Origin of the sequence: Chitinophaga sp. CF118 (assembly GCF_900112615.1) — a bacterium.
In the GTDB taxonomy this organism is placed as follows: Bacteria; Bacteroidota; Bacteroidia; order Chitinophagales; family Chitinophagaceae; genus Chitinophaga.
Window position 1 is genome coordinate 40116 of sequence record NZ_FOMK01000012.1, and the last position, 26183, is coordinate 66298.

The following is a 26183-nucleotide window of genomic DNA, read 5'->3' on the forward strand; positions in this document are numbered from 1 at the left end:
GCGAAGTATTATTTTGTTGAATGAAAGAGCTTATTGAAGTTGTGAATCTTTCATGAAATAATATTTAGGTAATATGCCTAACTATTTTTTTTGAAATAAATATTTGTATCTTCGTCGCGACAATTTAAAACATATGTAATGTAAACACCCAATATTAAACCGATACAAAATGGAATAATTAAGTTCGTAACGAACAAAACTCAACGTATAAAATGTAAACCCTCAGGCATTGTGTACCCTTTTTAGATAACCATTTATTTCCGTTGAGTAGTAAACCCTTTATTCATTGACCCTTTAATCCATTAAACAATTTAAATTTCTGCAAGCCCTCAGCAATATTATCTGCAAGGATATTTATATAATAGCATTTTATAAGTATACCATTAAGGAACAACGAGTGTTCTATTGTTGCAAATGATTTGGGGAACCCTGCTAATATTAGCTGCTGGCATGTAACCTATTTGATATTCTGTACATCGTTTACTTCCCCCGCCACCAACGGCCCTGAAAAGGACTACGTAAAATACGTAGATGGGATTTTTATGTTTCATATTATGATAGTCGATTTGACGTAATCCTGTTGCAGCAATTATTAATTGTGGTTGAATAGTTGCGCCAGGGAATAATATGGGTCAAACAAACGGTGTATATCTCAAATTATAATTGCAAAGTTATGAAGATGATTGATCGGAAATATACTTCTGATCAGTGCGGGTTTGTTTTGCATAGATAGATGGTTTACCTGCAGACAAAATTGAATCAAAATACACGTTCAACTATTACCTAATCAATAACCCTTATGTTAAAAAAACTTGAAAAGTTGTCCGCTCTCATTGGAAACACTCCTTTGATAGAATTAAAAAATAACGATACCAACCTGTTTGCAAAGTTGGAATATAATAATTTCTCCGGTAGCTCAAAAGACCGCGCTGCTTACAGTATTATTTATAACGCGATTAAATCCGGACATATCAATGAAGACACCACTATTATTGCTTCGAGCTCTGGCAACCTGGCTATTGCAGTGGCTTCCATCTGCAAAATATTAAAGCTGAAGTTTATTCCTGTGATAGATCCCAATATTAACAAGGCGTATGAATCACTGCTTAATCTCATGTCATACAAAGTTGTGAAAGTAACAGAAAGGGATAATACCGGAGGATATTTACTTACAAGAATCGCAACAGTAAATAAACTGCATGCAGTTACAAAGAATTCTTTTGTTGCAGATCAATATGGCGATCCGAATAATTATAAAGGCTATTATGGCTTAACAGAAGAGGTCATTAATTCCTTTGATCATCTGGACTACATTTTTATTGCAGTTAGCTCCAGTGGCGGCATTACAGGGATCTCAAAAAGCATGAAAGAGAAAAGACCTGAAACAAAAATCATTGCCGTGGATGTTGAAGGTTCTGTTATTTTTAGCGATGTGCAGGTGAAGCGCTATATCTCTGGTATTGGTGCCAGCCAGGTGCCTCCCATTATTGAGAATGCAATTATTGATGATGTAATAATTATATCACAGCTTGATATTATAAAGGGTTGCTTTGAACTATTGGATGAGCAGGCCATTTTTGCAGGAGCTTCTTCAGGTGCTCTTTATAAAGCAGCAAAGAACTATTGCAAAAAACATTCCAGCGTTCTTAAATCCTCCTCATTAATGATCTTCCCCGATAAAGGGCATACTTACCTTGATACCATCTACGATAAAGAATGGGGAGAACAACTTGCGGCCAAATTACAAACATCATCTTCTATAAAATAAATAATCTCTGATCATAATTTTTACTTATGTTATATCTGAATGCAGATAGTATAAACACTGCCGGACTAAACTGGGAACAATTAACCACAGTTATAAGGCAGGCTGTAACCGTACTACACGATGGCAATTATTCGCAACCTATCAAACCCTATTTAAGATATGGCAACGCTAAGAATAGAATCATAGCTATGCCAGCCTACATTGGCGGTGAATACCCCTGGGCAGGGATTAAATGGATTGCCAGCTTTCCGGACAATATCCATCAGCATAAATTAAGAGCAAATTCTGTTACCATTCTGAATGAACATGATTCAGGAATTCCCTTATGTGTAATTAATACTTCTGCTATCAGTGCTATCAGAACTGCGGCGGTATCTGGTTTGCTTGTGGAGGAATATTTGCAGACAAAGACAGGTAATGAGAAGCTGAATGTTGGTATCAATGGTTTCGGACCTATCGGTATCATGCATTTGAAAATGATAACAGCTATCCTGGGCGAACGTATCGGAAAAATCTACCTGTATGATATTAAATCACTCCAGATAGATGCAGTACCTGAAGAAATCAGAGACAAAGTGGTGATTGGTAATACCTGGGAGGAAGGCTATGAAAAGGCCGATATTTTCATTACCTGCACGGTTTCTGCTGCTCCTTATATTGACAAAGTTCCGGTAAAAGGATCGCTGCAGCTGAATGTTTCTTTAAGAGATTATAAAGCAGAGATGAAAGACCATATGGATGTTGTAATAGTCGACGATTGGGATGAAGTATGCAGGGAAAATACAGATATTGAAAACATGCATAAAGTAAAAGGTCTGCGTAAGAGTGATACATTATCAATCGCGGATATCGTTTGTAAACAAGCCTTAAAAGACACAAAAGAATCAGATACAATTATGTTTAATCCTATGGGAATGGCCATCTTCGACATAGCAGTAGGTGGCTACTACTACCGGGAAGCGCTGAATAAGCAAATCGGGTTCAATATGCCCGATTGATCTTCTGTAACGGTATCTCCTGTGCATCGCCCATTCATAAAACAGTTCTAAGTTAATAACTATGTCATTTCAGACTTTTCCGCTGCATCCGGCGCAGCAAGATATATATATTGATCAACTGATCAATAATGAGGCTCCTTATTATAATATGGGAGGATATGTGAGAATAACAGGCCCCCTGGATAAAGAAAAATTTACTGCTGCCGTTAATTCGGCACCAGTATTTTTCGATGCCCTGAAAATGAGATTCGACCTCAACGATCCGGTTCCTGTTATTTATGTGGATGAAGCGTATACAAAGTTTGAATTACCTGAACTTGCTTTTGAAGAGGGCGAAGATAAGCGTGAAAGGGTTGAACAATGGATAAAAGACCAGTTGGCAACTCCCTTTAAGATTGAAAAAGAGAATATGCTTACGGAGCAATACCTGATCCGTATAGCCGATGATGAACACTGGTATTATTTTAAATTCCATCACCTGATTACGGATGGATACGGGATATCAGGGATCCACCAGTATATCGCCAAGAAGTATAAATCACTGGTGACTGGGGATGAGGTTGCTTTTAAATATCCTTCTTATATAGAAGAGGCTGTAAAAGCATCCTCATACTATCATTCTGATGATTATGCTGCTGAAGGTGAATACTGGAAGAAGAAGGTGGCACAGCTACCTGCAAAATTATTACAAAGACGATACCTGCCGGACAATAACCTGAAAACGAAGTGTGATACATTTATCCAGGAATTTTCAGGCGCAGAAAGAAGCAAACTGGAAACATTGCTGTCAGCTACAAATGCAAACCTCCAGCAGCTGACACTTGCGGCACTGATGATTTATTTTAACCGGACTTCACAACAATCAGAATTTGTTTTTGGTGTTCCATTACACAGAAGGAGAACTAAACAATTGCGTACCATTCCCGGTATGTTTACTGGTGTTATTCCATTCACCGCTAGTTATTCAGAAGGTACCAAAGTAATAGACCTGATTAAATCCGTATTGTCTTCCCAACGTGAGGATTACCGTTATCAGAACTACCTGATAGGTGATCTGAGCCGGCACTTCAGGATCAATGTAGCAGATGATGCTTTGATTGAATTTGTGGTAAACTATGCGCCGATTGATTTTCAGCTGGACTTTGGAGATGGATTATCTTCTACACTTATTAATATCCCCAGCGGACACCTGCCGTTCCCTGTTGAAATGTTCTGGTATGACTATGGGCAGGAACAACCATTGCAGTTAAGAATAGATTTCCAGTCTCAGTATTTTGAAAAAGAGGAAATCGCATTGCTGGCTCAGCGCATATTGTACATCTTACATCAGTTTAATATTATGCTTGATGATGATATCGGGCAGATAAATATTTTACCAATTGAGGAACAGCAGTTACTGACAACATTGAATAATGCGGGTGTATCTTCTTTACAGGAAGACCCTAAGATGCTGACAACATTGTTTTCCGAACAAGCTGCACGTACACCGGATGCCATAGCGGTAGTACTTGAAGAAAAATCACTTACTTATAAAGAACTGGAAGAACGTTCCAATCAACTTTCTCATCACCTGCATAGTCTTGGTGTAAAGGAAGATGTACTGGTTCCCCTGTGCATAGAACGTTCAATTGAAATGCTGGTTGCGATACTTGGTATCATGAAAGCCGGAGGAGCTTATGTACCACTTGATCCGGCTTACCCGGCAGAGCGGATCAGTTATATACTGGAAGATACAGCTGCTACTGTGGTGATATGCAGCAGGCAAACAAGGGAACTGATAACAGCAGATGTTCAGGTTGTTATTGCAGATGAGTTTTCAGGGCTGCAGGTTGATGGTCCTGTTGTTATCCCTGAAGCTCATCATTTATGTTATGTGATCTACACATCTGGCTCTACTGGTAAACCGAAAGGTGTAATGGTAGAACATCGCGGAATGCTCAATCATTTGTTTGCAAAAATAGATGACTTGAAAATGGATGCAGACACGGTGCTTGCCTTTACTGCTTCCTATACTTTTGATATTTCTGTATGGCAGATGTTCTCCGCACTTTTATGTGGTGGACGAACTGTTGTTTATACAGATGAGCTGATTTATAAACCGGTAAGCCTTATCAGTGCTGTGGCACACGATGGGATTACCGTACTCGAATTAGTGCCTTCCTATCTTGCTGCTGTATTGCAGGAAGAAATGGATATACCATTAGAAAAACTATGTTATCTGATGGTAACCGGAGAAGCTGTGAGCCGGCATTTGTTAAGTCAATGGTTCAGTCATAAAGATTATGGTGCTATTCCGGTAGTGAATGCCTATGGTCCTACAGAAGCTTCGGATGATATTACGCATCACATAATGTACGATACCCCGGTAAGCATCAATGTACCACTGGGTAAGCCTGTCCGGAATTTACGTATTTACATATTGGACGATCTTATGCAGGTATGTCCGTTGGGGGTGCCCGGCGAAATTTGTGTGGCAGGTATAGGTGTGGCTCGGGGATATCTGGGACGTGCGGAACTGACTAAAGAGAAATTTGTTAAAGACCCTTTCAGTGCAGCGCTGCCAGGCCGTATGTACCGTACAGGAGATCTGGGGCGCTGGCTTCCGGATGGTACTGTGGAATACCTTGGACGTATAGACGATCAGGTTAAGATCCGTGGTTACCGTATTGAATTGGGCGAAATTGAGCATGTATTACAGCAATCTGATTTTGTGAGTCAGGCTGTAGTAATTGCCAGAGAAGATGCTAAAGGGAATAAACGATTGGTAGGATACATTGTGCCTGCTGCGAACTATAATAAGGACGGTCTTACCGGTTATCTGAAAGGAAAACTTCCGGAGTACATGGTACCGGCGTTGGTAGAAATGGATGCGTTACCGCTAAGTGCCAATGGGAAAATAGATAAGAAAGCTTTGCCCGATGCTACAATTGAAACAGTAGTAACGAATGTATATACTGCTCCCCGTAATAAAACGGAGCAGACATTAGTGAACATCTGGCAGCATCTCCTGCAGGTGGAACAAATAGGCGTGCTGGACGATTTTTTTGAACTGGGCGGACATTCCTTACTGGCAATGAGACTGATTGCTGCTATTACCAAAGAACTGGAGGTAGCATTGACAGTTAGAAAATTATTCCAGCATCCAACGATTGCTACCCTGGCCAGTTACCTGCAACAGCAGGAAAAGGGGACTGTATTGAATATTACGGTGCAGCCAAGAACTGCCCGCATGCCTTTATCCTTTAGCCAGGAACGGTTGTGGTTTATCGACAAGCTGGAAGGAAGCAGTCATTATCATATACCGCTGGTACTGAGATTAAAAGGGAAATTAAATTACAATGCATTACAACAGGCGCTAAAAGATATTGTTGGCAGACATGAAATACTGAGGACGGTTATCCGCGAAGAAAATGGAAACGGTTATCAGTATATCCGTGCGGCGGATGACTGGCAACTGGAAAACATTGATACGGATATCACAGCGTTTATATACCGGCCCTTCGATCTTGGTGCCGACTATATGTTACGCGCAAGTGTGATTACACTTACTGAAGAAGAATATATACTGGCAATTACAGTTCATCATATTGCAGCAGATGGTTGGTCGGCTCCTGTTATTATCAGAGAGTTATCAACGTTGTATGCTGCTTACGTACGGCAACAGGATGCAGAACTGTTACCGCTGCCTGTGCAATACGCAGATTATGCCATCTGGCAAAGATCCTATGTAACAGGAAAAGTATTGGAATCACAGCAGGCTTACTGGAAAAAACAGCTCTCCGGACTGGAACCATTGAACCTGGCTACTGATTATCCAAGACCTCCTGTTCAGGGTATAAAGGGAAGTATTTTTAATGTTGAGATAGATAGTGAACTATCAGAAAAGCTATATCAGTTTAACCAGCAGTATGGTGTTACGCTATACATGACATTGCTGTCCGTATGCCAGGTTTTATTATACCGGTATACCGGTCAGGAGGATATCTGTGTAGGTACTCCACTGGCGGGCAGAAATCAACAGGAGGTGGAAGATCTGATCGGCTTCTTTGTGAATACAATGGCAGTACGCAGTGAACTGAACGGCTCTCTTTCTTTTATTGCATTGTTGCAAAAAGTGAAGGAAACACTGCTGGAAGGATATGAATACCAGGACCTGCCTTTTGAAGAAGTAGTGAAAGTGGTGTCTGAAAACAGAGACATGAGCAGGAGTCCTGTTTTCCAGGTTATGTTCCTGTTGCAGGATGCACTGGATATATCACGGTTGAGTTTCGATGGTGTTTCCGTAACTACAGAAAGTGTGGAACATAAGATCTCTAAATTCGATCTCACTTTCTTTATCACAGAAAAGAAGAATGGTTTAACATTAAGTATTGAATATGCTACTGATCTGTTCCAGCATGATACAATTGTGCGGATGGCAGGACATTATATTCAATTACTGAAAGCTATAGCAGAATCGCCATCACAGCAGATTGATACACTGCAGATGCTTTCTGCAAAAGAAGAAGAACAGTTATTACTGGAATTCAATGAGTCAGTTGATATACAGGCAGGTAACAGAAACATCGTGGAAGTGTTTACCGCACAGGTTGGCAATACTCCAGATGCAACAGCAGTTTGTTATCAGGATATAAAGCTTACTTACCGTGAACTGGATCAGTTATCCAATCAACTGGGGCATTACCTGAGAAGCAAAGGCGTGAAGGAAGATACACTGGTGCCTTTGTATGTAGACAGAGGACTGGAAATGATAATCGGTATACTGGGCATTCTGAAGGCAGGAGGCGCTTATGTGCCCGTGGATACACAATATCCGGCAGACAGGGTTAGATTTATGCTGGAAGATATCAACAGCCCATATTGCCTGACTACAGAAGGATTCGAGGAATCGTTAAAAGCAGTTTTACCTGCATCTTCCAATATCATTTGCCTGGATCATACAGCGTTATCACTGTTGCACGAAGATCGTACTCAGGTTATTACAGAATTATTGCCTCATCACCTGGCGTATATGATTTATACTTCAGGTTCTACAGGAACTCCAAAAGGAGTATTGCTGGAACATGGAGGAGTAGTGAACCTGGCTGCCGGACAAACGATCGCTTTAAGATTGCAACCGGGAATGAGAACCCTGCAGTTTGCTGCTTTTGGATTTGATGCTTCCTGTTATGAAATATTCAATACCCTGTTAAGTGGCGGTTGTCTTGTTATTCCCGATAAAGAGGATATTTTATCTGCCACCAGGTTCCATGAATTTATAAACAGACATGCAGTTGAAGTAGCTACGTTACCGTTATCTTATCTGAACGTAATAAAAGATAATATTCCGGCTGCTATTAAGACGATTGTATCGGCAGGAGAAGCCTTGAATAGTGAAGTAGGACGGCAGATCCAGTCGTATGGCATCCGGTTGATCAATGCTTACGGTCCTACAGAGAATACTGTTTGTGCTACATTATCTGATGATCCGTTGAAAGAAAACGGAAAGGTGGTTATTGGAAAACCCATTCCGAATGTATCCATACACATTTTAGATAAGTCCGGACAACTGGTGCCTGTAGGGGTACCGGGAGAGCTTCACATTGGAGGTGTGCAGGTGGCAAGAGAATATTATAACCGGGCAGCACTGACAGCAGAGAAATTTATTGAAGATCCTTTTGCACTGCATGCCCGTTTGTATCGCAGTGGAGATCTGGCCCGCTGGCTGCCTGACGGTAATATAGAATTCCTGGGCAGAACAGACGAACAGGTGAAAATAAGAGGGTATCGTATAGAACTGGGAGAAATAGAAAGTGTATTACAGCAAAGCGGATTGGTACATCAGGCAGTCATACTGGCCAAAACTGATCATAAGGGTAATAAGCAACTGGTAGGATATATTGTTCCAGGTGAACAATATGACCGGGAGCAATTATCTGTTTATATGAAGGACAGGCTTCCGGATTATATGTTACCGTTATTGGTGGAGCTGGATGTATTACCTCTCACCACCAGCGGGAAAATAGATAAAAAGGCATTACCGGACCCCGTAGGAGAGTTATTGCGTCAGCGGACTTATGTAGCACCCGGAAACGAAACAGAACAGTTACTGGCGTCTATATACGAAGAGTTGTTAGGTGTTACGAACGTGGGTATCTACAATGACTTTTTTGAACTGGGCGGGCACTCCCTGCTTGCTATCAGACTAATTGCGGCTATACGTAAAGAACTTCATGTAGAACTGACTGTAAAGGAAGTGTTTTTGCACCGTACCGTTGCAACACTTTCAGGATATGTTCAGCAACAGAGTAGTCGTTTTGTATTACCAGCTATTGTAGCACAGGAAAGACCTGCGCATATTCCATTGTCATTCAGCCAGGAGCGGTTGTGGTTTATTGACCATCTGGAAGGAAGTACACATTATCATATATCGACAGTCCTGAAATTAAAGGGCAATGTAAACCGGGATGCTTTGCAATACGCATTACAAAGCATTATAGGCCGTCATGAAATATTGAGGACGGTAATTAAGGAGGAAGAGGGAGTTGCTTATCAGCAAATATTAACTGCTGATAACTGGGAACTTAAGAACGTTAATACAGAAGCAGGTATAACTGAACTCGCGCATCAGCCATTTGACCTTGCAAATGATTATACTTTACGTGCTGGATTATGGAGCCAGAATAACGATGAACATGCGCTGCTGATCACCATGCATCACATTGCCTCAGATGGCTGGTCTGTTTCTATTCTTGGAAAAGAGTTGTCAGAACTATATGAGGCTTATATTGAAAACCGTCAGCACCGGTTGTTACCATTGCCAATACAATATGCTGATTATGCCATCTGGCAAAAATCTTATGTAACAGGTGATGTTCTTAAACAGCAGCAGCAATACTGGGTGAATAAATTATCCGGATTATCCCCGCTGAATTTACCAACCGATTATGTAAGGCCGGCTATTCAGCGTACTAACGGAGCTGTGATCAGTTTCACGATAGACAGTGATCTCACCAGGAAAATAAATGAGTTGAATCAACAGCAGGGTGTTACCCTGTTTATGACGTTATTATCTGCTTTCCAGGTATTGTTATACCGTTACAGCGGACAAACAGATATCTGTGTAGGTACACCACTGGCGGGCAGGAAACAGCAGGAAGAAGAAGCGTTGATTGGGTTTTTTATCAATACACTTGCAGTACGCAGTGATCTTAGCGATAATCCTTCCTTTACGGATTTGCTTCATCGTGTAAAAGAAACATTGCTGGAAGGATATGAATACCAGGATATGCCTTTTGAAAAGGTAGTGGAGGCCGTGGTAACTACGAGGGATCTGAGCAGGAATCCATTGTTCCAGGTGATGTTCGTGTTGCAGAATATGCTGGAAGATAATGCTTTCAGATTGGGCGATTTGTCTTTATCTGTAGAAGACTACGAAGAAAATACTGCTAAGTTCGATCTCGTATTTACGATGTTGCCTAAAGGGGAAGAGTTGATGCTGGGAATAGAATATAGTACAGATCTGTTCACAGAAGAAACCATTGTAAGGATGGGACATCACTATGAACAACTATTACGATCTGTAGTAGCTACTCCTGCTGAGCAGATCGGGGTAGTAAATATACTCACCGTTGAGGAGAAGAATAACCTTCAATTAATGTCTGAAGGACCTGCGATTTATTATCCGGAGGGTCAGACCTTTGTACATGCATTTGAAGAACAGGTAAAAAATACGCCGGATGCATTGGCGCTTAAATATGAAACATTAGAACTGAGCTACCGGCAACTGGATGAACGTGCTAACAGGGTGGCGCACTATTTAAAGCTTCAGGGTATACAACCTGATAGCATGGTGCCTATCTGTATGGATAGAAGTCTTGAGATGATCATTGGCGTTGTGGGTGTCTGGAAGGCTGGTGGAGCCTATGTTCCCATAGATCCGAAATTTCCGCAGGACAGGATCAGTTATATGTTAGAGGATTGCAATGCCACTGTAGTAGTAAGCAATCGTAACAGCAAAACCGCTTTGCCAGGAAATATTACAGCCACTGTAATATCTCTCGATGAAGATTATGAGATGTTGAATAGTCAGCCGGATTACTCACCGGAGATTGTGTCGGAACCTCATCACCTGGCCTATGTGTTGTATACTTCAGGATCAACAGGTAAGCCGAAAGGAGTGCTTGTAGAGCATATCGGTTTATTGAACCACCTGCTGGCAATGGTGGATGAGTTCAGTATGAATACGGAAACTATTCTGGCATTTACTGCGCCTTACACGTTTGATATTTCGGTATGGCAAATGGTAAATACGCTGATATGTGGAGGATGTACTATCATATATCCAGAGAACCTTATTCTCCGGCCGGATTTACTTATCAGAAAGGTGGATGAACAGCAGGTAACTTTATTACAGCTGGTACCATCATATCTTACAGCAGTATTGCAGGATGAACCGGATGTTACCCTTCGGTCATTGCAATATCTGCTTGTTACAGGAGAAGCTGTTACACGACAATTACTGGCACAATGGTTTGCACATGAGCATTATAAATCCATACCGGTAGTAAATGCTTATGGTCCCACGGAAGCTTCCGATGACGTGAGCTTTTATTTCATGGATAATACTCCGGATGCGGTTAATATCCCGGTTGGGAATCCTATTCAAAACCTGAGATTATATGTACTGGATAACCAGGGACAACTATGTCCGCAGGGAATACCCGGTGAAATTTGTGTAGCAGGTATAGCCGTAGCCCGTGGATATCTTAAACGTCCTGAGCTTACAGCAGAAAAGTTTGTACAGGATCCTTTCCATGCGGGAGATAGAATGTATAAAACCGGTGATCTGGGAAGATGGCTGCCGGATGGGAATATGGAGTACCTGGGCCGGCTGGATGATCAGGTAAAGATCCGTGGCTTCAGAATAGAGTTAGGAGAAATAGAAAGTGTATTGCAGGATTATCCTTTGGTAAGTCAGGCTGTAGTAGTGGCCAAATCAGACGACAGGGGCATTAAACGCCTGATAGGATATGTTGTTCCTGCTGGTAACCTGGATCGTGATGTACTTGTTGCTTACCTGAAAGAACGGTTGCCCGAATACATGGTACCGGTGATCTTTACGCTGGAACAACTACCGCTGACGGCTAACGGAAAAATTGATAAGAAAGCATTGCCTGATCTCACATCAGAAGCATTGCATACATATACAGCACCACGAAATAAAAACGAACAGTTGCTGGCAGATATCTGGCAGCGGTTACTGGGAGTAGAACAGATAGGTATATACGATAATTTCTTTGAACGTGGAGGCCATTCATTGCTGGTGATCAGGCTGACAGCCGCTATCAGAAAAGAAATGGGAGTAGAGTTGCAGGTGAAAGAGGTGTTTATGCATCCTACTATAGACGCGCTGCTTGCTTATTTGCAGTTGCAGGATACAACGGCATTACTACCCGCAATTACCGTACAGTTGAGACCTGCACGGATCCCATTATCATATAGCCAGGAACGTTTATGGTTTATAGACCAACTGGAAGGCAGCACACATTATCATATACCGGCGATATTCCGGCTGAATGGAATCACAAACAGAAATGCATTGCAATATGCACTGCAAGGTGTTATAAATCGTCATGAAGCGCTGAGAACAGTGATCCGTGAAGAAGATGGAATGCCATATCAGCATGTTTTGCCGACCGATAACTGGCAGCTGGAAGAGATCAGTGCAGATGTTGATATTCCAGCATTCATTAACAGACCGTTTGATTTGTCTGCAGATCATATGCTGAGGGCAGGGCTGATCACTGTTACAGATACAGCTCATATACTGGTAGTAGCAATACACCATATTGCATCTGATGGATGGTCATCTGCCATCATAGTGAATGAACTTTCTGCATTGTATACTGCTTATGTTGAGCAACGGGAAGCGGAACTTAAAATGCCGGAAATACAGTATGCAGATTATGCTATATGGCAACGGCAATACCTGCAAGGGGAAGCGATGGAGTCCTTACAGCATTATTGGAAACAACAACTGTCCGGTCTGGAATCACTCTCTTTGCCAACGGATTTTACAAGACCGCTGGTGCAAAGCACAAAAGGTGCGATGCTGAGTTTTCATGTAGACAGTAACCTGACAACTGCATTGAACCAATTAAGCAAGGATCAGGGAGCTACTTTATTTATGACCTTAATGTCGGCACTCCAGGTACTGTTGTATCGTTATACCGGTCAGCAGGATATTTGTGTGGGCACTCCGGTAGCAGGTAGAAGTCAGCAGGAAGTAGAAGACCTTGTAGGATTCTTCATTAATACACTAGCCATACGTGGACATCTGGACGGCGAACAATCATTTACGACCTTGCTTGAGCAAGTGAAGTCTACACTGCTGGAAGGATATGCTCATCAGGAAATGCCATTTGAAAAAGTAGTGGATGTAGTGGTGAAGAACAGGGATATGAGCAGAAGCCCATTGTTCCAGGTCATGTTTGTATTACAGAATGTACCGGATCATTCCGGCTGGAATATGCCAGGGCTTGCTTTATCAGAAGATGAAGCTGAACTGACTACAGCAAAATTTGATCTCATCTTTGTTATAGAAGAAAACTGTGATGGACTGGCATTAAATATAGAATACTGTACAGACCTGTTCATGCCTGATACTATCAGCAGGATGGCCGGACATTATGTACAATTGCTACAGGCTATTGCAGCAACACCGGCAGCGAAACTCCTTACGCTGCCAATGCTTACGCAACCGGAAGAAGAAACATTACTGCAAACATTTACAGGATTTTCTGTTGGTTATCCTGAGGGAAAGACTATTGTAACACTTTTTGAAGAGCAGGTTCTCAGAACACCGGATGCCATTGCAATAGTGCATAATGATAATCATTTAACCTACCGGGAACTGAATGAACGATCTAATCAGCTGGGACATTATCTCAGGAGTAAGGGAGTGAAAGGAGACTCTCTGGTACCTGTTTGTATTGATAACGGTCCGGATATGATCATAGCCTTACTGGGAATCCTGAAAGCCGGTGGAGCTTACGTGCCGATTGATCCAACGTATCCGGAAGATCGTATACGTTATATGCTGGAAGATACAGCAGCGGCTATTGTAATCAGCAGTAGTGCAGATAGTGCTGTATTACAATCAGTAGAGATTATTGAAATGGATAAAGACTGGGATATTATCAGTCAGCATTCATTATCATCAGTACCGGCTGTTATTACCCCTGATAATCTCGCGTATGTAATTTATACTTCCGGTTCTACCGGTCGCCCTAAAGGAGTATTGATAGAGCATAAAAATGTAGTAAGATTATTTGAAACAGAAACCCCGCTATATGATTTTAATGACAGCGATGTATGGACAATGTTCCACTCTTTCTGTTTTGATTTTTCCGTATGGGAAATGTATGGCGCATTGTTCTATGGCGGCCGTTTAGTACTGGTGCCTAAGAATATTGCGAGAGATATTACCCTGTTTGGCGAATTACTGATCAGGGAGAAAGTAACCATATTGAATCAAACGCCTTCTTCATTTTATGTATTACAGGATTATCTCACAGCCCGTACCAATACTATCTCTGTACGATATGTGATTTTTGGCGGAGAAGCGCTGAATCCCGGAAAACTAAAACCCTGGAAAGCAGCGTATAAAGATTGCCGTTTGATCAACATGTACGGTATTACCGAAACAACGGTACATGTAACCTACAAGGAATTGGAGGACGAACATCTGAACAGCAGTGCAAGTGTAATAGGTAAAACAATACCAACCCTTAGTGCATATATCCTGGACAGCGCATGCATACCTGTACCAGTAGGTGTTACGGGCGAACTGTATATTGGTGGCGCAGGCGTAGCCAGAGGTTATCTGAACCGTGCTGAATTAACTGCTGAAAGATTTGTATCTAATCCGTTTATAGCTGGTGAAAGATTATATCGTACTGGCGATCTTGCCCGGTGGTATCCTGATGGGAATATTGAATACCTGGGACGTATAGACGATCAGGTGAAGATCCGTGGTTTCCGTATAGAACTGGGCGAAATTGAAAGTTGCCTGCAACAAAGCGGATTGGTAAGCAACAGCGTGGTACTGGCAAGGACTGGCAATACTGGAGATAAACAACTGGTGGGTTATGTGGTGCCTGAAGCTGCGTTTAGTAAGGATGCAGTGCAATCCTGGCTGAAAGAACGTTTGCCGGAATATATGGTGCCTGCTTTATGGGTGCCATTGGAAGAAATTCCATTAACATCAAACGGAAAGGTAGATCGTAAGGCATTACCAGAACCGGAAGCCGGTAAACTGCTGAATAATATTTATGAAGCTCCCCAAAATGAAACACAGGAAAAACTGGTAAACATCTGGCAGGAGTTATTAGGTGCAGAGCGGATAGGCATCCTGGACAATTTCTTTGAACTGGGAGGAGACTCTATCAGCATAATAAGAGTAGTGAGTAAGATATCCAGGGTATTTAATAAAACAGTAAAAGTATTCGAAGTATACAAATCGGCTACAATTCTGCAATTAGGAGAATTGGTGGATAGCCGGACAGTCAATCATACGCATAACATTGAGGTATATAATACGGTGAAAGATGAGATAGAGATGTTCAGGAAGAATGCATTGGCCGGATTGGAAGATGCAGACCTGGTGGAGGATATCTATCCTATGAGTGATATTGAAAAGGGGATGATATATGTATCACAGCTTTATCCGAAAGAGGCGCTTTATCATGATCAGTTCGTGTGTCAGATTCCTAAAACATTTGATGCTGCACTGCTGAAGAATGCATATGAATTGCTGGCCCGGAAACATAGCATATTAAGAACAGCTTTCCGTTTGGATACAGATGGAAATGATCTTCAGATCGTATATCAATCTGTTACACCAAACATCCCTGCTTTTGATATCCAGTCTTTAAACGGAAATGAAATAAAGATTCAGGTAGAACAGTATCTTGAACAGGAAAGAGGAATTCCTTTTGTTGTGGACAAAGCACCACTGTGGAGAGCTACTGTATTTTATCACAGAGATTGGAATTTACTGGCATTTCAATTTCATCATGCTATTCTTGATGGATGGAGTGTAGCGTCACTGAATACAGAATTGTTCAATCTCTGTACAAGTTTGCTCAATCAGCCGGAACAGCCAACATTACCAATGTTGAAATGTACTTATAAAGATTTCATCATTGAAAACCTGGTAGCAAAACGGAGTGATGATAACGGCCTGTTCTGGAAAAATGAATTAGCAGACTATAAACGCCTGGATATATTTACAGAAGAGCAGGACTACCAGGTATTGGAGCATACATACGATGCCTCATTCATCGCCTTGCTGAAAGAAAGAACAAAGAAGGATAATCTTTCACTGAAAGGGCTTGCTTTTGGAGCATATCTGTATGCGTTAAGCCTGCTTACATATGAAGATGAACTGACGCTCGGATTGGTAACAAATAACAGACCTGTGCTGGAAGATGGAGATCAGTTATTAGGATGTTTCCTGAACACAATTCCTTTCAGGTTTAAATTAGCCGCAGCAAATGGAAGCTGGGGAGAATATTTTAAAGAGATAGAAGATAAACTTTTATCGCTTAAAGAAAGGGACAGAACCAGTCTCTTTGAAATTACAAAGATTACAGGAGAGCAGTCTTCCCATAACAATCCTTTCTTTGATGCCTTATTCAATTTCATAAACTTCCATGTTTATGATAAACTGGAAAATGAAATTATTGATAAGGAACCGTTATCTGTTAATGATTACGAGCTGACCAATACTTACCTGGATTGTACAGTAAATACTACTGGAAACATTTTCCAGATTCAGTATTCTTTGAGAAGAAAACTGAAGTCAGGTAAGACTCTTGCAGATCTGCTGGATTATTTTAATAAAGCTGTTTCAGCCTATCTGGAACATTACAATGAACCGGTAGCCAGTAATAGTATTATACCAGATGTATTTAACAAAACAACGGTGGAGTATGATCTGGATCAAACACTGGTGTCCCTGTTTGCGAAACAGGTGTTAAACAGCCCTGATGCAATAGCCCTGGTACATGAAGGGGTTACATTGACTTATGGAGATCTGGATAAAAAGTCTAATCAGCTGGCGCATTACCTGAAAGAAAAAGGAGTTGGCGAAGAGATGCTGATACCTGTTTGTATGGACCGCAGTCCTGATCTGATAGTTAGTATCCTGGCAATATTAAAAACAGGAGCTGCCTATGTACCAGTTGATGCAGGTTATCCGCAGGATCGTATAACTTATATGCTGGAAGATTGTAACAGCCGTTTGGTAATTACAACACTCAGGTATGCACATTTATGCAGCGATGTTGAATTGGTTTGTGTAGATACGCCTATATGGAATGGACCGGATTCTTCATTATCCACTGATATATCAGCAAAACAACTGGCATATGTGATCTATACTTCGGGCTCTACCGGACGTCCTAAGGGAGTGATGATAGAACATCGTAATGTAGTGAATCTTGTTAACTGGCATATTGATGCTTATGAAGTGAGTGCAGAAAGCCGGGCTACCACTATGGCAAGTATCGGATTTGATGCCTTTGGATGGGAAATATGGCCTTATCTGTGCGCGGGCAGCACATTATTTATCCTGGATGATAATAAGCGCCTTTCGCCGGAAGAAGTGGTGAAAAGTTATATAGCAAATAAGATCACACATAGTTTTATTGCAACGGGTTTAGTGACGGATATTATCAGTGCATTGCATGACCATGAAACTGCATTGCAATATCTGTTAACAGGAGGCGACCGTCTGCCAGCTGTAGAAGTGAGTAATTTGCCATTTGCTTTGGTTAACAACTACGGACCAACTGAGAATACTGTAGTAACAACTTCTTACAGATTGTTGTCAGATAATGAAGATGTTATTCCTTTTATTGGCCGGCCTGTATCCAATTCACAGGTATATATTATCAATGGATATTTATCACTGTCTCCGGTAGGAGTAGCAGGAGAATTGTGTATCAGTGGTACACAGCTGGCAAGGGGTTACTTGAATTTGCCAGTGCTTACAGCAGAGAAATTTATAGCGCATCCTTTCATAGCAGGAGAACGGTTATATCGGACAGGAGATCTTGCGCGCTGGTTGCCGGATGGGAATATTGAATACCTGGGCAGAACAGATGAGCAGGTAAAGATCAGAGGATATCGTATTGAGTTAGGAGAAATAGAAAATGTATTACAGCAAAGCGGACTGGTAAGTCAGGCTGTAACATTAGCTAAATCCGATGCGAGGGGAATGAAGCGCCTGGTAGCTTATGTGGTGCCTCTTAATAATTTCAATAAGGAAACATTGCTGGCTTACCTGGAAAGTAAACTACCGGATTACATGGTGCCATTGATAGTATTGCTGGAGAATATGCCACTTACTGCCAATGGAAAAATTAACAGGAATGTTTTGCCTGATCCGGAAGCTACAGACTTCTCCACCGGTATTTATGTAGCGCCGCGAAATGAAACAGAAGCGAAGATTGCCACTATCTGGCAGCAACTGTTGCCAGTAGCGCAGATTGGTATATATGATAACTTCTTTGAACTGGGTGGACATTCCTTGTTAGCCATAAGACTGCTGGGCATAATGCGCAGAGAACTTCAGGCTGAACTGGAAGTGAAAGATCTGTTTGCACATGCAACCATTGCAGCATTGGCGGCTTATGTTACAAAAGCATCTGGTAAAGTTTTACTGCCTGCAATTACTGTACAACCAAAACCTGACCGTATTCCATTGTCATTTGGCCAGGAACGTTTATGGTTTATTGATCAGTTGGAAGGTAGTTTGCATTATCATACACCTGCAGTTTTAAAACTAAAGGGAAAAGTAAATCAGCCTGCTTTACAACTAGCGATACAACAAATTATTAATCGTCATGAGATATTAAGAACAGTTATTGGTCAATCTGCTGAAGACGGTATTGTTTATCAGCAGGTATTACCGCAGGATCAGTGGAAACTGGAAACATTAACAGATGATGTGATCTCTTTCATAGACAAACCGTTTGATCTTTCTGCAGATCATATGTTGAGAGCCGGATTGATCACGTTAGGAGCGGATGAGTTTATACTGGTAATAGTAATGCATCATATTGCATCTGATGGCTGGTCTGTCGGTATTATAGTGAATGAGTTAACAGCACTTTATAATGCTTATACAACGCAACATCCGCCATTGCTGAAGCCCTTATTGATTCAATATGCGGATTATGCTATATGGGAAAGATCGTATCTCACAGGTGCCGTACTGGCACATCAGCAGGCGTATTGGGAAAAACAACTGGCAGGTCTGGAACCGCTGAATTTACCCACAGATTATCCAAGACCAGCAGTTCAGAGTACCAATGGAGCTGTAGTACGTTTTGAAATAGAAGATTCATTAACTGATGCGCTCCATCAACTGGGCCGGCAACAGGGTACTACATTGTTTATGACCTTGTTCTCTGCCTTCCAGGTATTACTGTATCGCTACAGTAGTCAGGAAAATATCTGTGTAGGAACACCGGTAGCAGGAAGAAGACAACAGGAAGTAGAAGACCTGGTAGGATTTTTTGTGAATACACTGGCGGTGCACACAGATCTGAGCGGAACACCTTCTTTCTCCGAACTGTTGCAACGGGTAAAAGCTACTTTGCTGGATGGGTATGAACATCAGGATATGCCTTTTGAGAAAATAGTAGAAGCCGTAGTGAAAACACGTGATCTGAGCAGGAGCCCGTTATTCCAGGTGTTTTTTGTAATGCAGAACGGACCTGCAACTGATGGAATCAGCTTAAATGAAATATCCGTATCTGCTGTAGAAAATGAACATGTAGTAGCTCAGTTTGACCTCACCTTTACTATTGCAGAAGAAGGCGAAGCGCTATTGTTAAGCGTGGATTATTGCAAAGATATTTTTGCAGAAGAAACGATTGCCCGAATGGGTAGGCATTTTAAACAGCTGTTATGGTCTGTTGTGAATGATGCCACACAGGATATCAATACCTTATTGATGCTGCCACAGGAAGAAGAAAACATGTTGCAGCAAATAGGTCAGGGAGTACTGGTGGATTACCCGCAAACAGAAACATTTGTAAGTCTGTTTGAAGCTCAGGCAGCGCAAACTCCGGATGCAACGGCATTGGTATATGAAGGGAAAGTACTAACCTACCGCGAACTGAATGAGCAGGCTAATCAACTGGCTAATTATCTCATCACGCTTGGCGTTAAAACAGATACACTGGTGGCTGTTTGCATAGAACGGTCGCTGGAAATGATTATAGGTATAATAGGCATCATGAAAGCAGGGGCAGCTTATGTTCCCATTGATATAACGTATCCGGCTCACCGTATCAGTTATATCCTGGAAGATGCAAATGCAGATGTAATTATCAGCAGTAAATCTACCCGTGAGGTGATACCTGGTACTTCAGTTGCAAGGATTGTAGTCCTGGATGAAATAGCTCAATATCCAATTACGTCCCCTGCTATTGTTCTGGCACCTCAGGATCTTGCCTATGTAATTTATACTTCTGGTTCTACAGGTACCCCCAAAGGTGTATTAATAGAACACAGAGGCATGCTTAATCACTTATTTGCGAAAATAAATGAGCTGAAACTGGATGCTACATCCATCATCGCTTACACTGCTTCTTACACTTTCGATATTTCTGTGTGGCAGATGTTTGCAGCATTATTATGCGGAGGTCGCACTATTGTATATCAGGAAGAACTAATACTACAACCGGCATCCTTCATAAAACAGGTAGTTGCTGATAAAGTAAGTATCCTGGAATTGGTACCATCTTATCTGAGAGCATTGTTGCAGGAAGAGGTGGAAGTAATCCCTGAACATTTGCAGTATTTACTGGTTACTGGCGAAGCTGTTAACCAGCCATTACTGGAACAATGGTTCAGTCATAAACATTACGGAGGTATTCCTGTTGTTAACGCTTATGGACCAACGGAAGCCTCCGATGATATCACGCATCATTTTATGCATGAAACGCCTAATGGTAATAGTGTGCCATTAGGTAAGCCAATACAGCATATGCATATTTCAATATGGGATAAACGCGGACAATTATGTGCATGGGGAATTCCAGGTGAAATCTGTGTATCAGGAATAGGGGTGGCTCGTGGTTACCTGAACCGTCCAGAATTAACAAGTGAAAAATTTGTTACCGATCCTGCTACTGGTGTAAGGATGTATCGTACAGGAGATTTGGGACGCTGGCTTCCGGATGGTACCGTGGAGTACCTGGGACGTATGGATGACCAGGTGAAGATCCGCGGTTACCGGATAGAACTGGGCGAAATAGAAAAAGTACTGCAACAACATGAACAGGTAATTGCATCTGTGGTGGTGGCAAAATCAGGAAACCTGGTAGGATATATAGTATGTGAAGGAGAAGCAGATAAGGAAATTATCCGTACTTATCTGACACGTAAATTACCCGAATACATGATGCCGGTGCTGGTAATACTGGATAAACTACCGTTAACGGCTAATGGGAAAGTAGACAGGAAATTATTACCTGATCCTGCGGGAGAATTGTTAACGAATAATCTGTATGTAGCTCCCCGTAATGAAACGGAACAGGTATTGGTTGAAATATGGGAACAGCTGCTGGGTACAGAACAGATAGGAGTAAATGATAACTTCTTTGAGCGCGGCGGTCATTCATTACTGGCAATAAGATTGCTGGCCCTGATTCGTAAACGGCTGGAAGTAGAGCTGGTAGTGAAAGACATATTTGTATATCCAACGATTGCTACCCAGAGTACTTATTTACAATCACAGCGTAACAACAATTTACTTCCGCCTGTTACAATACAAAACAGGCCAGCACACATTCCGTTGTCATTCAGTCAGGAGCGTTTATGGTTTATTGACCGCCTTGAAGGCAGTACAAACTATCATATACCGGGTATATTAAAATTAAAAGGTCGTCTGGATCGGGAGCGTTTACAATATGCGCTACAGGGAATTATCAACCGTCATGAAGTACTGAGAACGGTCATCCATTGGTCAGATGAGGATAATAGTGCCTATCAGCAGGTATTAGAGGCAGATGGCTGGCAGTTGACGGATATTGATACAGAGCCTGATGAGGAAAATGTAACAGCGGCAATTGCTGCATTTATCGGGTTACCCTTTGATCTGTCTGCCCATCATATGCTGAGAGTTGGTTTGATAACCTTATCTGCAGAGGATTACATACTGGTAATTGTAACACATCATATTGCCTCTGATGGCTGGTCGGAAACAATTATTGTAGAGGAATTAGTGGAGCTGTATAATGCAAGTGAGGCGAAACTCTTGCCAATGTCTTTACAATATGCAGATTATGCTATATGGCAGCGGAATTATTTAAAGGGAGAAGTACTGGACAGGCAGCTGGAATATTGGAAAAAACATTTGTCGGGTGTAGCGACACTGGATCTGCCTGTTGATTATGTAAGGCCCGCTGTTCAAAGTATGAAAGGCGCGATGGCTGATTTTACTATAGATAGTACTTTGAAAAAAGAGCTCCAACAATTCAGTCAGCAACAGGGAAGTACCTTGTTCATGACATTGCTGGCTGCATTCAAAGTATTACTGTATCGTTATAGTGGTCAGGATGATATCTGCGTAGGGATACCGGTAGCAGGCAGAAAACAGCAGGAAGTAGAAGGATTAATCGGCTTCTTTGTGAATACACTCGCGGTGCGGAGTGATTTAAGCGGAGAACCGGTATTCAGTGATTTCTTGCAACAGGTAAAAGAAAGCCTGTTACTGGGATACACTTACCAGGACACTCCTTTTGAGAAAGTGGTGGATGCTGTGGTAGAGAACAGGGATATGGGCAGAAGTCCTTTGTTCCAGGTGATGTTCGTATTTCAGAATATGCCGGAAACACCGGCATTAAAACTGGGTGATTTATCATTGTCCTTTGGAGATGCTGTACATGATACTGCGAAATTCGATCTCACTTTTGTAATGAATGAAAGTGAAGACGGTTTAACACTCAGTGTGGAATACTGTACAGATTTGTTCCACAGTGGAACAGTTGCCCGGATGGCAGGACATTATATTCAATTACTAAATGCTATAACAGTATCTCCATCGCAGCAGATTAACAGACTGCCGATGCTTTCCATAAGTGAAGAAGCGCAGTTGTTACTGGAATTTAATCAGCCTGTAGATTTACAGGCAAGGAACAGAACGATAGTGGAAGTGTTTACCGAACAGGTGAATAACACCCCGGATGCTACAGCAGTCTGGTACCAGGAAACAAAGCTTACCTATCGTGAACTGGACCGGTTATCCAATCAACTGGGACATTACCTGAGTGATAATGGTGTGAAAGAAGATACACTGGTGCCTTTGTATGTAGACAGAGGACTGGAAATGATTATCGGTATATTGGGTATTCTGAAAGCAGGCGGCGCTTATGTACCTGTGGATACACAATATCCGGCAGACAGGGTAAGGTTTATACTGGAAGATATTAATAGTCCGTATTGCCTTACTACAGCAGGATTCGAGGAATCATTAAAAGCAGTTTTACCCGCATCTTCAGATATCATTTCCCTGGATCATAGAACAGTAGGGCTGTTGCATAAGAATCGCATGCCGGTTATTACCGGACTGTTACCTCAGCACCTCGCCTATATGATCTATACTTCGGGTTCTACAGGAACTCCTAAAGGGGTACTGGTGGAACATGGAGGAGTGGTGAGTCTGACTGCAAACATGGCTTCTGCTTTAAGATTACAACCGGGTATGAAAACCCTTCAGTTTGCGGCTTTTGGATTTGATGCTTCCTGTTATGAAATTTTCGATACGCTGTTAAGTGGTGGTTGTCTTGTTATCCCGGATAAGGATGATATTTTATCTGCTACACAGTTTTCCGAATTCATAAACAGTCATGAAGTAGCAGTGTTAATGCTGCCTCCATCTTATCTGAATGTTATAAAAGATAATATTCCGGTTGCTGCCAAAACAATTGTATCCGGAGGAGAAGCATTGAACAGTGAAATAGCACGGCAGATACAGTCTGCTGGTATCAGGCTGGTAAATGCTTATGGCCCGACAGAAAATACTGTTTGTTCTACTTTATCAGATGACCCGCTGAAAGAAAATGGAAAGGTTGTTATTGGAAAACCACTAGCGAATGTATCCATACACATTTTAGATAAGTCCGGACAGTTAGTTCCGGTGGGTGTTCCGGGAGAGGTACATATTGGAGGTTTACAGGTAGCCAGAGGTTATCTGAACCGGGCAGCTTTAACCGCAGAAAAATTCATTGCCGATCCTTTTGCCCAACATGCCCGTTTGTATCGTAGTGGAGACCTTGCACGCTGGCTGCCGGATGGTAATATAGAATACCTGGGCAGAACAGATGAGCAGGTAAAGATCAGAGGGTATCGTATAGAGCTGGGAGAAATAGAAAGTGTATTACAGCAAAGCGGATTGGTAAATCAGGTAGTAGTACTGGCAAAAGCTGATGATAAAGGAAATAAACGCCTCATAGGATATGTAGTTCCGGCAGGCATATTTAACAGTGATGCACTGAATGGTTATCTGAAAGAGAGGTTACCGGAATATATGATCCCTGCATTATGGGTAGCACTGACTGAAATTCCATTAACAGCAAGTGGTAAAGTAAACCGCAAAGCATTGCCGGAACCGGTTATGGAGGGGCTGGCAGATCAATCTTCGTATGTTGCTCCGCGTAATGAAATGGAAATTGGGCTGGCAACTATCTGGCAGGATTTACTGGGAATAGAAAAAGTAGGTATTCACGATAACTTCTTTAAACTGGGAGGAGATTCCATTATTACGATCCAGGTAATTAGTCGCGCTAAATGGATAGGATGTGCTTTACAACCTAAAGATGTATTTATGCATCAAACAATTGCACAGCTGGCAGCGATTGCAACAACACGTAAAAACACAGACAGTATTGTTAAAGGTGAGCAGGGGCAGTTACAGGGCACTGCCGGACTGTTACCAATTCAGCAATGGTTCTTTGAAGAACAACCTTCCGTAAAATCTGCCATTCATCACTTCAATCAAAGTGTTCTACTGAATCTGGATAAGAAAATAGATAAGGAGATATTGGAGGATGTATTAACACAATTGCAGACACATCATGATGCTCTCCGGTTCACCTATTCCGGCAATGATACTCATTGGGAACAAAGGTATAGCGATGAATATACATCATTGATAGAAGTGGATCTGACGGCTGTACCGGAGTCTTTATTGGCTGATGCAGTTACTACATGTTGCGATCAGAATCAGGCTGCACTTAATATAGCTGATAATGAACTGATGCGGATGGTGTGGATCAAAACTGCAGATACGGCAACGCATAACCGCTTATTGATTGTGATTCATCACCTGGCTGTAGATGGCGTGTCCTGGCGCATCTTGCTGGAAGATGCAGAACATTTGCTGGAAGCTGCCGTTAAAAAAGAACGCATCAGCCTGGGTGAAAAGAGCAGTTCCTACAGGCAATGGTATAATCACCTGGCGCAATACGGAAAATCGTCCAGGCTGTTATCTCAGTTACCATACTGGAAACAGGTAACCGAAACAGCGAAAAACTTACCGGTAGATGGTAACCCTGATGAAGCCGCAACGGTTAATGATACCAACTCCTTTACCATTCATCTGGAAGCAGATCTTACCCGGCAATTGCTACAGGAAGTTTCAACAGCCTATAACACAGAAATCAATGATATACTATTGGCAGCATTGGCACTTACATGGAGTGGATGGAGCGGAAAACAGGATGTTGTTGTAGGACTGGAAGGTCATGGCAGGGAAGATCTGGGAACAGGGATAGATACAAGTCGTACGGTAGGATGGTTCACTAATCTGTACCCGGTATTGCTGCATATTAATAATAGCAGAGACAACAGCGATCTGATAAAAAGTATAAAAGAACAACTCCGTCAGATACCCGATAAGGGGCTGGGATATGGGGTGCTGAAATACCTGAACAAAGAAACATCGCTACAAGGAGCTACACCATGGAATATATTGTTTAATTACCTCGGACAGTTTGATAATATCACAAACGCGCAGGGCTTGTTCAGTTATGCAGATGAATCTGCTGGTAATGAAATAAGCAGTAGTTACCCAATGAGAGGTTTGCTTTCAATAAATGGAATGATACAGGAAGGCCAGTTGTCTTTTCACTGGAGTTATAGTAACAAACATTTTGAAAGTGCCACTATAGAATCACTGGCTGTTATTTACATTTCCCATTTGAAAGAGTTGATAACTCATTGTGTGAAACAGGGCAAGGTACAGCAATCATTTACGCCAGCTGATTATGGACTGTCCGGTGAAGTAAGCTATCAGAAGATGGATAGGTTCTTAAACGGTAACGAGGACGAATTGGAAGATATCATCAGTTTTTAAA

Annotated in this window: 3 protein-coding genes; all 3 read left to right on the forward strand. The window is 41.9% G+C overall.

What is annotated here, in order from left to right; genetic code table 11:
- Nucleotides 1–799 precede the first annotated feature (799 nt).
- The 3 genes from BM176_RS28600 to BM176_RS28610 all read left to right on the forward strand — a co-directional run bounded on the left by BM176_RS28600 (nucleotide 800) and on the right by BM176_RS28610 (nucleotide 26182).
- Nucleotides 800–1768 (forward strand): pyridoxal-phosphate dependent enzyme, encoded by a 969-nt coding sequence (locus BM176_RS28600; RefSeq protein WP_090107830.1) that lies wholly within the window; start codon nucleotides 800–802, stop codon nucleotides 1766–1768.
- 26 nt (nucleotides 1769–1794) lie between these two features.
- Nucleotides 1795–2766, forward strand: a complete 972-nt coding sequence (locus BM176_RS28605) for a 2,3-diaminopropionate biosynthesis protein SbnB (protein ID WP_090107831.1) — start codon at nucleotides 1795–1797, stop codon at nucleotides 2764–2766.
- A 61-nt stretch (nucleotides 2767–2827) separates the two neighbouring features.
- Entirely contained in the window at nucleotides 2828–26182 is a 23355-nt protein-coding gene (locus BM176_RS28610; RefSeq protein WP_090107832.1) for a non-ribosomal peptide synthetase, read from the forward strand.
- Nucleotide 26183: the final 1 nt, after the last annotated feature.